General features: G+C 69.9%; 15 protein-coding genes. 6 read left to right on the top strand and 9 right to left on the bottom strand.

Annotated features, from left to right (window positions below; genetic code table 11):
• Positions 1-88 precede the first annotated feature (88 nt).
• The gene (locus tag EL288_RS10090) at positions 89-964 is read left to right on the top strand and encodes a PhzF family phenazine biosynthesis protein (protein WP_003812234.1); all 876 of its coding nucleotides are present in this window, start codon (positions 89-91) and stop codon (positions 962-964) included.
• On the opposite strand, the gene EL288_RS10095 is transcribed toward EL288_RS10090, so the two are convergent.
• On the bottom strand, positions 954-1,310 hold the full coding sequence (locus EL288_RS10095; protein WP_003812232.1) for a DUF1428 domain-containing protein: 357 nt from the start codon (positions 1,308-1,310) through the stop codon (positions 954-956). The two genes, EL288_RS10090 and EL288_RS10095, sit on opposite strands and share 11 nt — an antisense overlap.
• 130 nt (positions 1,311-1,440) lie before the next feature.
• Between EL288_RS10095 and EL288_RS10100 the strand changes: the two genes are divergently transcribed.
• The gene (locus EL288_RS10100; protein ID WP_033448438.1) at positions 1,441-2,415 is read left to right on the top strand and encodes a GlxA family transcriptional regulator; all 975 of its coding nucleotides are present in this window, start codon (positions 1,441-1,443) and stop codon (positions 2,413-2,415) included.
• A 124-nt stretch (positions 2,416-2,539) separates the two neighbouring features.
• Here the strand turns inward: EL288_RS10100 and EL288_RS10105 are convergent, their stop codons facing one another.
• Positions 2,540-2,719 carry a DUF3008 family protein gene (locus EL288_RS10105; RefSeq protein WP_003812228.1) on the bottom strand — a complete coding sequence of 60 codons (180 nt, stop codon included), beginning with the start codon at positions 2,717-2,719 and terminating at the stop codon, positions 2,540-2,542.
• Between the two features lie 97 nt (positions 2,720-2,816).
• On the opposite strand from EL288_RS10105, the gene EL288_RS10110 reads away from it, so the two are divergent.
• Positions 2,817-3,341: a DUF302 domain-containing protein gene (locus EL288_RS10110; protein ID WP_003812224.1), complete on the top strand. Its 525-nt coding sequence runs from the start codon at positions 2,817-2,819 to the stop codon at positions 3,339-3,341.
• A 10-nt stretch (positions 3,342-3,351) separates the two neighbouring features.
• Here EL288_RS10110 and EL288_RS10115 read toward each other — a convergent pair whose 3' ends face one another.
• Entirely contained in the window at positions 3,352-4,188 is an 837-nt protein-coding gene (locus EL288_RS10115; RefSeq protein WP_003812222.1) for an alpha/beta fold hydrolase, read from the bottom strand.
• A gap of 112 nt (positions 4,189-4,300) precedes the next feature.
• Between EL288_RS10115 and EL288_RS10120 the strand changes: the two genes are divergently transcribed.
• Positions 4,301-4,672, top strand: coding sequence for an ArsR/SmtB family transcription factor (locus tag EL288_RS10120; RefSeq protein WP_003812220.1), 372 nt, complete (start codon positions 4,301-4,303; stop codon positions 4,670-4,672).
• On the top strand, positions 4,669-5,220 hold the full coding sequence (locus tag EL288_RS10125) for an SRPBCC family protein (RefSeq protein WP_003812218.1): 552 nt from the start codon (positions 4,669-4,671) through the stop codon (positions 5,218-5,220). Before EL288_RS10120 ends, EL288_RS10125 begins: the two co-directional genes overlap by 4 nt.
• A 15-nt stretch (positions 5,221-5,235) precedes the next feature.
• Here the strand turns inward: EL288_RS10125 and EL288_RS10130 are convergent, their stop codons facing one another.
• The 3 genes from EL288_RS10130 to EL288_RS10140 all read right to left on the bottom strand — a co-directional run bounded on the left by EL288_RS10130 (position 5,236) and on the right by EL288_RS10140 (position 8,363).
• Positions 5,236-6,927 (bottom strand): SulP family inorganic anion transporter, encoded by a 1,692-nt coding sequence (locus EL288_RS10130; RefSeq protein WP_033459714.1) that lies wholly within the window; start codon positions 6,925-6,927, stop codon positions 5,236-5,238.
• 48 nt (positions 6,928-6,975) lie between these two features.
• Positions 6,976-7,656, bottom strand: coding sequence for a GntR family transcriptional regulator (locus tag EL288_RS10135; RefSeq protein WP_010927987.1), 681 nt, complete (start codon positions 7,654-7,656; stop codon positions 6,976-6,978).
• A 248-nt stretch (positions 7,657-7,904) separates the two neighbouring features.
• Positions 7,905-8,363, bottom strand: coding sequence for a hypothetical protein (locus EL288_RS10140; protein WP_003812211.1), 459 nt, complete (start codon positions 8,361-8,363; stop codon positions 7,905-7,907).
• Between the two features lie 169 nt (positions 8,364-8,532).
• Between EL288_RS10140 and EL288_RS10145 the strand changes: the two genes are divergently transcribed.
• Complete coding sequence (locus tag EL288_RS10145; protein WP_015063687.1) at positions 8,533-9,462, top strand: ZIP family metal transporter; 930 nt, start codon at positions 8,533-8,535, stop codon at positions 9,460-9,462.
• Between the two features lie 12 nt (positions 9,463-9,474).
• Here the strand turns inward: EL288_RS10145 and EL288_RS10150 are convergent, their stop codons facing one another.
• The 3 genes from EL288_RS10150 to EL288_RS10160 form a co-directional block, all read right to left on the bottom strand.
• Entirely contained in the window at positions 9,475-10,107 is a 633-nt protein-coding gene (locus EL288_RS10150) for a hypothetical protein (protein ID WP_050486048.1), read from the bottom strand.
• Between the two features lie 73 nt (positions 10,108-10,180).
• A complete protein-coding gene (locus tag EL288_RS10155) occupies positions 10,181-11,998 on the bottom strand; it encodes an ABC transporter ATP-binding protein (protein ID WP_003812205.1) in 1,818 nt (605 codons plus the stop codon).
• Between the two features lie 83 nt (positions 11,999-12,081).
• A complete protein-coding gene (locus tag EL288_RS10160) occupies positions 12,082-12,633 on the bottom strand; it encodes a GNAT family N-acetyltransferase (protein WP_003812203.1) in 552 nt (183 codons plus the stop codon).
• Between the last annotated feature and the right edge of the window lie 34 nt (positions 12,634-12,667).

Consider the following 12,667-nt stretch of genomic DNA (forward strand, 5'->3'; position numbering starts at 1 on the left):
GATTCGTAATACTGAGGATTATAAGAATTCGATATCCTAAATTGATGCGTGTGGCTATCGTACCTCTCATCGCTTTGTGGAGATAGCCATGCAAACCACGACATCCCTGATTGCCTCGGTGCGGCGCATCGCCGCCTTTTCCGACGGCGCGCGCGGCGGCAACCCGGCCGGCGTCCATGTGGCCGAGGTGCTGCCCGACGCCATGACCATGCAGCAGATGGCCGCCGAGATCGGCTATTCCGAAACCGTGTTCGCCGCGCCGGCCTATGGCGGCTGGCGGGTACGCTATTTCGCGCCGGAAGCGGAAGTGCCATTCTGCGGCCACGCCACGATCGCGCTGGGCGCCGTGCTGGCCGAGCAGGAGGGCGACGGCGTGTTCGCCCTGACGACCAACCATGCCAACATAACGGTCGAAGGGCGCCGCCAGGGCGGCCTCTACAGCGCCGCGCTGCAATCGCCGCGCACGCGCAGCGCACCCTTGGAGGCGGCCGTGCGCGACGAGGCGCTGGCCCTGTTCGGCTACACGCCCGCCGACCTCGACAGCCGGCTGCCGCCAGCCTACGCCGAGGCCGGCGCCGCCCACCTGATCCTGCCGCTGAACAGCCGCGAGCGCCTGGCGGCGATGCGCTACGACCTGGCCGCCGGCCGCGCTTTCATGAAGCGCACGGGCGTGGTGACGATCGCCTGGGTCCACGCCGAGTCGGCCACGCTGCTGCACGCGCGCAATGCGTTTGCGGCCGGCGGCGTGTACGAGGATCCGGCAACCGGGGCGGCCGCCGCCGCGCTGGCCGGACATCTGCGCGACAGCGGCTGGCTGCGCGCCGGGGCCATCGAGATCCTGCAGGGCTTCGACATGGGCGTGCCGGCGCGGCTAAGGGCCGAGTACGGCCCCGAGCCGGGCAGTTCGGTGCGGGTGGCCGGCACGGCGCGTGCGCTGGCGCGCCAGCCCGCCCTCATAGATTGACCAGCGTCTTGAACCCGCCGTAGGCCATGCGCTTGAAATCGAACACGCCCTCGACGCACTGTTCCTTCAGGCGCGGGTCGGCCATGACCGCCGCATTGATGCGGTCGCGCTCGGCCCGGTTCGGGTAGACGATCCAGGCGAACACCACGGTTTCGCCCTCGCGCGCCGCGGCCGAGGTCTTGAACGACACCATGCCTTCGATGTCCAGGTCGTCGCCCGTGCATTCGCAATAGGCCAGCGCGCCATGCTCTTTCCAGATCGCGCCGGCCTTGGTGGCCATCTGCCGGTAGGTGTCCAGCTTGTCGTTGGGCACCGACAGCAGGAAACCGTCTACGTACTGATCCATGGCATTGCTCCTGGGTGGCAGGGGCCCCGCGGCCCCCTGGTTGGAATTGGCACTGTAGCGGGAAAGCAGGGGGTTGCCGACGGGGGATTGCGACATTGTTGCGGGTGGATCGCGACAGGCTGGCCGCAGTATGCTGGGCGCTATGAAACGTCTCGCCCTGCTGGTGCCCGAACGGGCCAACATCGCATCGCTCGAGAACGCCCGCCAGGGCTTCCTGGCGGCCAACGGCTTCTTGCGCGAGCGCGGCCGCGCGCCGCGCTTCGACGTGCGCCTGGTGGCGGCCACGCCGCAGGTGCGGCTGGATCACGGCCGCATCACCGTGCAGGCCGACACCGTGCTGGAGGCGGTGGGCGAGGTCGACCTGTGCGTCGTGCCGCCCATCCAGGGCGATCCGCAGCCGGCGCTGCAGGAAAACGGCGCATTGATCGACTGGCTGGCCGGCTACTACAAGAACGGCGGCGAGGTCGCCAGCCTGTGCGTGGGCGCCGCGCTGCTGGCCGCCGGCGGCGTGCTCGACGGACAGCGCGCGGTGGTGCACTGGGCGGCGCAGAGCGACTTCGGCCGCCTGTTTCCGGCGGTGCGCTGGGTCAGCGACCGGGTCGTGCTGGAGGCCAACGGCATCTACACCAGCGGCGGCGCGTTCTCGGCCGCGCACCTGGTGCTGCACCTGGTCGACAAGTACACCGATCGCGAGACGGCGATCTGGTGCGCCAAGCTGTTCCAGCTGGACTGGAGCCGCCAGAGCCAATTGCCGTTCGTGGTGTTCGTGGGGCAGAAAACGCATGGCGATGGGGTGGTGCGGCAAGTGCAGGAGCACATCGAGGCCAACTACACCGAGCGCCTGACCGTCGAGCAGCTGGCGCAGCGCGTGGCGCTGGGGCGGCGCACGCTGGAGCGGCGCTTTCGCCATGCCACCGGCAACAGCATCGTCGAGTACGTGCAGCGCATCCGCATCGAGGCGGCCAAGAAGCAGCTCGAAAGCTCGCGCAAATCGGTCGCCGAAGTGATGTACGAGGTTGGCTACAACGACACCAAGGCCTTTCGCGACATCTTCAACAAGTACTGCGGCATGTCGCCGCTGATGTACAAGGAAAGATACCTATGACACAGGAGCCTGTCCCGGCGGGGACAGGCTCCTGCTGAATCCTATGCCGGGGTGCCTGTCCCGGCGGGGACAGGCACCCTTGCCGCAGGTTTCGCTGCCCATGCGGGGACGGCCTCCCGGAGGGTCACTTATGGTACGGCTTGCCCTTGCGGGCGGTGCCGGCCATGTGTTCGAGCTCGCGCTCGCTCATCGAGTCGTACATGTCGCGCGAGGCGCCCTTGAGGTCGCTCACCCTGGATTCGCCGCGCTTGGCCGCGAGCGCCGCGCCGGCGGCCATTTGCTGGGCTTTGGATTTGGCTGGCATGATGTACCTCCTTCCAGAAATGTCGATACGGGAACGGTGATTTCAGCGTAGCAACTCCGAGCAAGGGGAGCTGCTACGAGGGGTAGCAGCGTGCAAGATGCAATGTCCCGCGTTTCCGGGTCGTTTCCTCAGGAGTTCCCGCATGCAGATTTCCCGCCATTTTCCGCGCCTGGCCCGCCGCGCCGCTCTGGCGCTATGCCTGGCCGGCGCCGCCCAGGTCCATGCCCAGGAGGCCGCCGTGCAACGCAAGAGCGACTATCCCTTTGCCGCCACCGTGGCGCGCCTGCAGGATGCCTTGCGCGCCAAGGGAATGACGATCTTCGCGGTCATCGACCACCAGGCCGCCGCGAAGCAGGCGGGGCTGGACATGCCGCCGACCCAGGTGGTGGTGTACGGCAATCCCAAGGCCGGCACGCCGCTCATGCTGGCCGCGCCCGATTTCGCGCTGGAGCTGCCCTTGAAAGTGCTGGTGCGCGAGACCGCGTCGGGCGAGGTGCTGGTGGTCTACCATCCGGCCGGCACGCGCGAGGGCATGCTGGGCCTGCCCGCCGGGATGGCGCAGCAACTGGCCGGCGCCGAGCGCATCGTCGACGCCGCGGTGCGGCGCGCGCCGGCCGACTGAGCCGGGCGCGTTACGCCGGGCGCGGCAGCGCGCCCACGAATCCGGCCAGCGCGCGCGTCACCAGCTCGGGCTGGTCCTTGTGCGGCGAGTGGCCGCAGTCCTGGATTTCCAGCAGGCGGGTCTGCGGCGCCAGGCGGCGGATGCCGCGGATCTGCTCCAGCGTGCCGTATTCGTCGTCCACGCCCTGCATGGCCAGCACCGGGCAGGTGATGGCCGGCAGGTAGGCCTCGATGTTCCATTGCCGGAAGGCCGGGTCCAGCCAGGTGTCGGTCCACGATGCGAAGGTCGAATCGACATCGTCGTGGTAGCGGGCCAGGCGGTCGCGCAGCGTGGTTTCGCGGTAGGCGCGCAGCGCCACCGCGATGTTGGCGACGGTAATGTCCTCGACGTAGATATGCGGCGCGGCTACCGCGATCCCGGCCACGGCGTCCGGGCACAAGGCGGCATAGAGCAGCGCGATGCTGGCGCCGTCGCTGTGGCCGAACAGGACCGGCTTGTCGCGCCGCGCATCGATGCCCAGCGCCGCGAACAGCGCGGGCAGGGCTTGCGCGGCCTGCTGGTGCAGGTAGTCGATGGGCCGGCTCTCATCCAGCGGACGGACGGTCGAGCGGCCGTAGCCGTAGCGCGAATAGACCAGCCCGCGGCATCCGGCCGCATCGCAGACGCGCCGCGGCCAGTCGCGCCACATGGCCAGCGACCCCAGCCCTTCGTGCAGGAATACCAGCAGGGGCGCATCGCGCCGCTCAGGCGCGAGCAGCGCATACTCGATGCGCATGGGACGGTCGGCGTAATGCACGTCGGCGTATTGCGCGGGCACGGCGGCGGAAGAGCGGGCGGGCGGCGTCATGGCAGGGTTTTCCGGTGCTGAGGCTTGCGCTCCATTGTGCCAGTGCCGCCGCGGTTACAAAAAATATAACCATTTGGTTGAATAAGACGGCGGTCTTCTCTAATATAACCAAATGGTTGAATATCAAGCTCCCGCCCTGGACCGCGTCTTTCACGCCCTGTCCGACCCCACGCGCCGCGCGATGCTGCGCCGCCTGGCCGACGGGGAACACAATATCCGCGCGCTGGCCGCGCCGTTCGCCATGTCGTTCACGGCTGCCTCCAAGCACCTGAAGGTGCTGGAAAGCGCCGGGCTGGTCAGCCGCCGCGTGCAGGGGCGCTCGCACCTGTGCCGCATCGATGCCGCGCCGCTGGCCGCCATCGACGAGTGGCTGAAGTTCTACGAGCGCTTCTGGCATACCAGGCTGGACATGCTGGAGACCTTGCTGCGCGCCGACGCGGCATCGTCCGTTCCCTCCCACCCCGACCAGGACCCGACTCCATGACCTCCCCATCTTCTGCTTCCCCCGATGGCCACGGCGCGCGCCTGGACGCGCAAAGCATCCGCTTCGAGCGGCTGCTGCCCGGGCCCATCGAACGCGTCTGGGCCTGGCTGGCCGACGCCGACAAGCGCGCGCGCTGGCTGGCCGGCGGCGAATTGCCGCGGCAGCCCGGGCAGACCTTCGAGCTGCATTTCAATCACGCCGCGCTGACGGCCGAGACCGCGCCGGCGCGCTACGCGCAATACGACCGGCCCATCGTCGCGCGCCACACGCTGCTGCGTTGCGAGCCGCCGCGCGTGCTGGCGCTGACGTGGGGCGGCGGCGCCGGCGAGGCGCCGTCCGAGGTGTTGTTCGAGCTGAGCGAGGCCGGCGAGCAGGTGCGCCTGGTGCTGACCCACACCCGGCTGGCTGACCGCGCCGCGATGCTGGATGTGGCGGGCGGCTGGCATGCGCACCTGGCGGTGCTGGCCGGCAAGCTGGCCGGACAGGCGCCGCCGCCGTTCTGGACCACGCTGGCGCAGGCCGAGCAGGACTACGAGCAGCGCCTGTAGCGGCCGGCGCGCCGTTCAGGCCGTGGCCGGGGCGGCTGGCGCGCGGCAGGACAGCACCGCGTCCTCGAAGCGGTCGAATACATTGTCGGCGCCGGCCAGGCCCACCAGGCCGGCCCGATGCAGCTTGGCCTTGACCCGCGGGTTGGCGCCGCTGAGGATGACCCGCACGCCGCGGCGCTGCAGGTCGGTGATCACCTCTTCGAGCGCCTGCAGGCCGGTGATGTCGATGAACGGCACCCAGCGCAGGCGGATGATGAGCGTGCGCGGATCGGTGTGCGTGGCCGCCAGGGCGCGCTCGAAGTTCTCGGCGGCGCCGAAGAACAGCGGCCCTTCGACCGCGTAGACCAGCACGTCGTCCGGCAGCGGCCCGTAGCCGCGGTGGCCCAGCTCGTCGCCCAGCTCGGCCGGGCTCTGCGCCTGCACTTGCACGCTGGACGCCATGCGCCGCAGGAAGTGCAGGATGGCGATCACCACGCCGATGTTGACCGCCACCACCAGGTCGGCGAACACGGTCAGCACGAAGGTGACCAGCAGGATGGCGACGTCGGCGCGCGGCGCGCGCTTGATCATCCTGACGAAGTGAGGCGCGTCGCTCATGTTCCAGGCCACCACGAACAGGATGGCGGCCAGCGCGGCCAGCGGCACGTTTTCGGCCAGCGGCGCCAGCAGCAGCACCATCAGCAGCAGGGTGATGCAATGCACGATCCCGGCCAGCGGGCTGGTGCCGCCGTTGCGGATGTTGGTGGCCGTGCGCGCGATGGCGCCGGTGGCGGCAAAACCGCCGAACAGCGGCGCGACGATATTGGCCAGGCCCTGGCCGACCAGTTCCTGGTTGGAATCGTGGCGGGTGCCGGCCATGCCGTCGGCCACCACGGCCGACAGCAGGGATTCGATGGCGCCCAGCATGGCAATGGCGAAAGCCGGGCCGATCAATTCGATGACGCGCGACACGGTGATCTCGGGCCACTGCCAGCTGGGCAGGCCCTGCGGAATGCCGCCGAAAGCGCTGCCTATGGTGGCCACGCCGTCCAGGCCCAGTACGGCCTGCAGCGTGGTGGCCACCACGAGCGCCACCAGCGGGCCGGGCACGCGGCGCAGGTAGGGCAAGCGATTGTTCAGCAGCAGCAGCGCCAGCGACAGCGCGGCCAGCGCGGTGGTGGCCAGGTGCAGCTGCGGCAGGCTGTGCACGAGCTGCCACAGTTTTTCATGGAAGTGCGTGCCGGCCGGGGAGGGCAGGCCGAAGAAGTCCTTCCACTGGCCTACCCAGATGATGACGCCGATCCCGGCGGTGAAGCCCACGATGACCGGCGCGGGGATGTACTTGATGATGGCCCCCAGCCGGGCCGCGCCCAGCGCCAGCAGGATGCAGCCGGCCATCAGGGTGGCCAGCTGCAGGCCCGCCACGCCATGCTGGGCGGTGATGCCGGCCAGGATGACGATGAAGGCGCCGGTGGGGCCGGCAATCTGTACGCGGCTGCCGCCGCACAGCGAGACCAGCAGGCCCGCCACGATGGCGGTATACAGGCCTTGTTCGGGCTTGGCGCCGCTGGCGATGGCAAAGGCCATGGCCAGCGGCAGCGCCACGACCCCCACGATCAGGCCGGAGACAATATTGGGCAGCCAATGGGCGCGTCGCAGCAGGCCGGCGCGCTTGGCTTCGAGCAGGGCGATCACACGAAGGTCCAGGCAGGCAACAGAATGCGGCATAGTAGCCTTTCGCGCGCGCTTGGGCCATGATCCGGCGCAAATGGCCGCTCAACTGAGCAGGGCGGCCACCAGATCGCGGTTGGGCGCGGGCGCGCCGTCGAAGTCCAGCGCGGTCTGCAGATGCAGCAGGTGTTCGTCCATCAGGGCGCAGGCGCGCTCGGCGTCGCCGTCGCGCGCGGCCGCCAGGAAGGCGTAGTGTTCCTGCGACGAGCAACTGGCGTCGTGGGCGCTCTGGTACATCACCGTGATGACGGCGGTGCGCGCCAGCAGTTCGTGCAGCATGGCGGTGAGCACCGAGTTGCCGACGATCTCGGCCAGCTGCAGGTGAAAGCCGGCCAGCAGCTGATTGCGCCGCTGCACGTCGCCCTCGTGGATGGCTTCGCGTTCCTGGTGCAGATGCTGTTCGAGCCGTTCGTAGTCCTGCGGTGCGGCGCAGGCGACGAACTCGCGCGCCAGCGCGGCCTCCAGGATGCGCCGCACGGCATAGACCTCGCGCGCTTCGTGGGCGTCCGGCTTGCTGACGAAGGCGCCCTTGTCGGGCACGATCTGGATCAGCTTGTCCTTGGACAGCATCAGCAAGGCCGCCCGGATCTTGGTGCGGCTGACCTTGTACACGCTGGCCAGCGCTTCCTCGCGCAGGCGCGTGCCCGGCGGCAGGCGGTGCGACACGATGGCCGTGGCGATCGCCTGGGAGATGCCCTCGGCGCTGAGGTCGGTGGAGCTGCGCATCGTCGTTGCTCCTCACATGCGCGGCGCGCGAGGCGTTTGCGCATCAGGAATGGGCCTGGACACCCGGGGCCCGGGGGCTCGCGCTCGGCGAGCGGCCCGCGCCGCCAGGAAAGCCGCCATCGCCCGGCCCCCCGCCCGGCATGGGCCGGGCGGGGGGCCGAAGGACGAAGGATGTTGCTATTAAACGTGATAGCCCAAAATTTGTGTACAAATTTGATCGTGCGCCGGCCCGGAGTGTGGCGCGCCCGCTAATTCCACAGGTAGCCGTGGCTGGCATCGAAAGCGGCGTAGCCGTCGGCGCAGCGGTACAGCCGGTAGCGGCCGGCCGCACCGTCCTGGTGCAAGGAAGCCGGCCAGCCCGGCAAGGCCAGGGCCGGCGGCGGCAGCCGGCCGCTGGCCGGCGCGCAGCCGGGCGGCTCGATGCGGGCGCCGTCGGGCAGCACGAAGCGGGCCGCGCGGCGGTTGGTGTCGAGGTCGTGCGCCTCGGCGATGGCGCCGGTGCGCGCGGGCAGCCATGCCGGCAGCCAGCCGCGCTGTATCGCGCCGGCCGCGCGCGCCTCGTCGAGGTCGCGGTATTGCGTTTGCACGGCATCGGAGCAGGCGGCAAGCAGCAGGGGCAGGATCAGGGGCAGGGCGTACGCCCGGGCAGGCAGCGAGGTCGGCATGGCAGGCAGCGGGGAAGTGGCGTGACGGGCACGAGTGTGCAACAGGCCCGCACCGCCATCCAGCGGCCATTCTCAATGGTTGTCGGTGGAAATATCCCTGCCTGCGCGGCGCGCCGATACCGCGGCTCAATCGGCGCGATTGAAAAGCATGCCTTGGGACCGGCCGCGGGGGTCTGGCAATATACCCATACCTTCGTCACGGGCCATCGCCATGAATCAACCCTCGTCGCTTGCCGCCGACCTGCGCGGCGCCTGGCACGCGCAGGCGCAGTCGCATCCTCTGATCACCCTCGGATTGGCCGCCTCGGCCGCCGGCGTGGTCTTGCTGCTGGTGGCGGGCATCGTCAACGCGCTGACCGGCGAGAACCGCGTCCACGTGGGCTACGCGGTGCTGGGCGGCGCGGCGGGCTTCGCCGCCACGGCGCTGGGCGCGCTGATGGCCCTGGGGCTGCGCGCGATCTCGGCCCGCACGCAGGACGCGATGCTGGGTTTTGCCGCCGGCATGATGCTGGCGGCCAGCGCGTTCTCGCTGATCCTGCCCGGCCTGGACGCGGCCGGGACCATCGTGGGCCCGGGGCCGGCCGCCGCGGCGGTAGTGGCGCTGGGCCTGGGGCTGGGCGTGCTGCTGATGCTGGGCCTGGACTACTTCACGCCGCACGAGCACGAACGCACCGGCCACCAGGGGCCCGAGGCGGCGCGCGTCAATCGCGTCTGGCTGTTCGTGCTGACCATCATCCTGCACAACCTGCCCGAGGGCATGGCCATCGGCGTCAGCTTCGCCACCGGCGATCTGCGCATCGGCCTGCCGCTGACCTCCGCCATTGCCATCCAGGACATCCCCGAAGGGCTGGCGGTCGCGCTGGCGCTGCGCGCGGTCGGCCTGCCCATCGGGCGCGCCGTGCTGGTGGCGGTGGCGTCGGGGCTGATGGAGCCGCTGGGCGCGCTGGTGGGCGTGGGCATTTCCAGCGGCTTTGCGCTGGCGTATCCGATCAGCATGGGCCTGGCCGCCGGGGCGATGATCTTCGTGGTCTCGCACGAAGTGATTCCCGAGACGCATCGCAACGGGCATGAGACCACCGCCACGGTGGGCCTGATGGCCGGTTTCGCGCTGATGATGTTCCTGGATACCGCGCTGGGCTGAAGCCGCGGGGCGTCAGCCGCGCCCGGCCAGGCAGGCCGACAGGGCGCGCTGGTACGAATCGACCGAGACGCCGGTGGTCCAGGCCGAGGGCGTGGCCGGATCGTAGCCGCTCTGATTCATGGCTTCGCGCCGGCAGGCCGCCTCGCCGGCCGGCTGGCGGGTGGCGGTGCGTGCGATGCCGGCGCCTTGCGGGGCCACCGGGTAGCCGGCCACCGTGCCATCATCGTAGGCGGGCTGGCCATGGCCGGCCGGCGCGTAACCGGCGTCTTCGTAGGCCGTGGGCGGGTCGTACACCGTGCTGTCGTAGGGGCTGGCCGCGTAACCGCCGGGGGTGGTGTAGGTGATGCCGCCGGCGCTGTATTGCGCGGCTGGCGCGTAGCTGGGCTGCGAACTGACGGCCAGGTAGGTGCCGGCCGCCACCAGCGCCAGCGCGCCGGCGATCCACCAGCCATCGGATGAACTGCCGTGCGAGTGGCCGTAGCCGCCGTAGTACCCATGGTGGCCGTGGTGGCCGCCGCCGGCCACCGCCTGGCCGCAGGCCGCCGCCATCATCAGCGCGACGCCGGCCAACTGTAAACGTCTGGACTTCATGTCTTGCTCCCGAACCGCCCGGTGGGCGCGCAACGGCGCGCGCAGGAACGGCATTGATACTGTAACGGCTGGCGCGCGGGCGGTGCGCACGAAAGTGGTGTCCAGACGTTAGGCCGGTTTCAGCCGGTCACAGCAGCGATACGCCGGCTTCGGGGCCGCCGCCGGCGGTATCGGGCTCGGACTGCGGTTCGGGGGCGCGCACGGCCGGCCGTTCGCCGATCTGCTGGCGCCACATGGCGTAATACAGGCCCTTGCCGGCCAGCAGTTCGGCGTGGCTGCCTTGCTCGACCACGCGGCCTTTCTCCAGGACGAAGATGGTGTCGGCGTGCATGATGGTGGACAGCCGGTGGGCGATCAGGATGGTGATCTGGCCGGCGCGCCGGGACACGTCGCGGATCGTCTGGGTGATCTGCTCTTCGGTCAGCGAGTCCAGCGCCGAGGTGGCTTCGTCGAAGATCAGCAGCCGGGGCTGGCGCACCAGCGCGCGGGCGATGGACAGGCGCTGCCGTTCCCCGCCCGACAGTTTGACGCCGCCTTCGCCGATGGTCGTGTCCAGTCCGGCGGGCGAGCGCGCCAGCACGTTGGCGCAGGACGCCTGGCGCATGGCGGCGACGATTTCCTCGTCGGTGACATCGGGCTTGACCAGCTGCATGTTCTCGCGCAGCGTGCCGGAGAAAAGATGGGTTTCCTGCGTGACGAAGCCGATCTGGCGCCGGGTCGGATTGAAGCGCAGGTCGCGCGTCGAGACGTCGTTGTAATAGACCTCGCCGTGGTCGGGCGCATACAGGCCCACCAGCAGCTTGACCAGGGTGGATTTGCCCGAGCCCGACGGCCCCACGAAGGCCACGGTGTCGCCCAGGCGCGCCTCGAACGACACGCCGTCCAGCGCGTTCTCGGTGGCGCCCTGGTGGCGGAACCGCACCTCGCCGAAGCGCACGCGCTGGATCGGTCCGCTGTCCTGCGCCGATTCGGGATTGCGTTCGACCGGCCGGGCCATCAGGGCGGCGTAGTGGTTCAGCGAGGCGTCGGCCTCGCGGTACGCGAGGATGAGGTTGCCCAGTTCCTGCAAGGGCGCGAAGATCGCGACCGAGATGAACTGCATGGCGATCAGTTCCCCGGTGCTCAGCACGTCGCGCAAGATCAGCCACAGGAGGGCGAACAGCACCGACAGCTTGAGCACGCTGAGTATCATGCCCTGCAGGAACGACAGCAGGCGGATGCGTTTGACCTTCTGCATTTCGAGCGCGAAGATCTGCTGGGTCTGCGCCTGCAGGCGGCGGATCTCGGGGTAGGTCAGGCCCAGGCTCTTGATCAGCTCGATGTTGCGCAGCGACTCGGTGATGAAGCCCGAGTTGCGGTTGGTTTCGCGCATGATGGAGCGTTGCTGGCTGCGGATCTGGCGGCTGAGCAGCCCGGTCAGCCCGCCCAGCAGCAGCACGCCGACGAAGAACACCGGTACCAGCAGCCAGTGGCGCGTGACCGAGTACCAGCACAGGAAGGCCACGCCGACGCCGGCGGCGAACGCCGTGTTGATGAAGGCATTGATGAAGCGTTCGCTGTCGCTGCGCACTTTCTGCAGCAGCGACAGCGTTTCGCCGCTGCGCAGCTCCTCGAATTCCTGGAAGCGCAGCCGCATGACCTGGCGCAGGCCATCATTGAAGATCTGCGTGCCCAGTTTCTGCACCACCAGGCGCGTGACGTATTCCTGCAATGCCTTGGCCAGCCGCGACAGTATCGCCACGGCCAGCGCCAGCGCCAGCAGGCCCAGCACGCCGGCGAGCAACTGGTCGCCGGTCTTGCCGGCGCGGCCGATGGCGTATTCGTCGATGATGCGGCCGAAGATGATGGGGTCGATCAGCGCCAGCACCTGGCTGGCGGCGGCCAGCAGCAAGGCCAGCAGCGCCAGGCCGCCATGGGGCCGCAGGTAGGTCCAGAGCATGCGCATTGTCGGGGTCTCGCGGGCGAAAGCGGGCCCCCAGTATCCCGGCAAGCGGGGCGCGGCGCAACGGCGGGCGCGCGGCGGCGCGGCTAGCGGCGCGCCGCCGCGATCTCGCGCCGCATGGCGCAGCGGCGCGCCGCCGGCAGGCCCAGGCTGGCCTCGCGCGCCAGGATGGCCTGCAGGCGCACGTTGAGGCCGTCCGCTTGCAGCGTGGCGAAACCCAGGCGCGCGTAGAAGGGCTGGTTCCAGGGCAGGTCGCGGAAGGTGGTCAGCGTGATGGCGGGCAGGCCGGCCGCCGCCGCGGCGTCGATGGCGGCCCGCACCAGCCGCCCGCCGATGCCGCGGCCCTGCATTTCGCGCCGCACCGCCAGCTCCCAGACATGCAGCGCATCGGCGGTGCGCTCCGCGACCAGGAAGCCCGCCAATCCGGCGCCGGGGCATTCGGCCACCCAGCTGGTGCCGGCCGCGATCCAGGCCCGGTGGTCCTGCTCGCTCATGACTTCGTCGGCGGCGATCCAGGCCAGCCCCGGGGCGTCCAGGAAGCGCTGTCCGGCGCTGCGTTCGATGGCCGGCAGCAGGGCGGCGTCGGGCGCCTGGGCGCGGCGCACGGCGACGGAGGGCGTGGCGGGGGCGGATGGCATGGGGCGCAGTGTAAACCCGGCTATCATGGCGGTT

This window comes from Bordetella bronchiseptica (genome assembly GCF_900636925.1).
GTDB classification, from domain to species: Bacteria; Pseudomonadota; Gammaproteobacteria; order Burkholderiales; family Burkholderiaceae_B; genus Bordetella; species Bordetella pertussis.

Coding starts and splice junctions, on each gene's coding strand:
- EL288_RS10105 (WP_003812228.1), bottom strand. CDS start 2,719: ATGCCAGCCAAATCCAAAGCCCAGCAAATGGCCGCCGGCGCGGCGCTC.
- EL288_RS10090 (WP_003812234.1), top strand. CDS start 89: ATGCAAACCACGACATCCCTGATTGCCTCGGTGCGGCGCATCGCCGCC.
- EL288_RS10135 (WP_010927987.1), bottom strand. CDS start 7,656: ATGCGCAGCTCCACCGACCTCAGCGCCGAGGGCATCTCCCAGGCGATC.
- EL288_RS10130 (WP_033459714.1), bottom strand. CDS start 6,927: ATGCCGCATTCTGTTGCCTGCCTGGACCTTCGTGTGATCGCCCTGCTC.
- EL288_RS10155 (WP_003812205.1), bottom strand. CDS start 11,998: ATGCGCATGCTCTGGACCTACCTGCGGCCCCATGGCGGCCTGGCGCTG.
- EL288_RS10160 (WP_003812203.1), bottom strand. CDS start 12,633: ATGCCATCCGCCCCCGCCACGCCCTCCGTCGCCGTGCGCCGCGCCCAG.
- EL288_RS10095 (WP_003812232.1), bottom strand. CDS start 1,310: ATGGATCAGTACGTAGACGGTTTCCTGCTGTCGGTGCCCAACGACAAG.
- EL288_RS10145 (WP_015063687.1), top strand. CDS start 8,533: ATGAATCAACCCTCGTCGCTTGCCGCCGACCTGCGCGGCGCCTGGCAC.
- EL288_RS10150 (WP_050486048.1), bottom strand. CDS start 10,107: ATGCCGTTCCTGCGCGCGCCGTTGCGCGCCCACCGGGCGGTTCGGGAG.
- EL288_RS10115 (WP_003812222.1), bottom strand. CDS start 4,188: ATGACGCCGCCCGCCCGCTCTTCCGCCGCCGTGCCCGCGCAATACGCC.
- EL288_RS10110 (WP_003812224.1), top strand. CDS start 2,817: ATGCAATGTCCCGCGTTTCCGGGTCGTTTCCTCAGGAGTTCCCGCATG.
- EL288_RS10125 (WP_003812218.1), top strand. CDS start 4,669: ATGACCTCCCCATCTTCTGCTTCCCCCGATGGCCACGGCGCGCGCCTG.
- EL288_RS10100 (WP_033448438.1), top strand. CDS start 1,441: ATGCTGGGCGCTATGAAACGTCTCGCCCTGCTGGTGCCCGAACGGGCC.
- EL288_RS10120 (WP_003812220.1), top strand. CDS start 4,301: ATGGTTGAATATCAAGCTCCCGCCCTGGACCGCGTCTTTCACGCCCTG.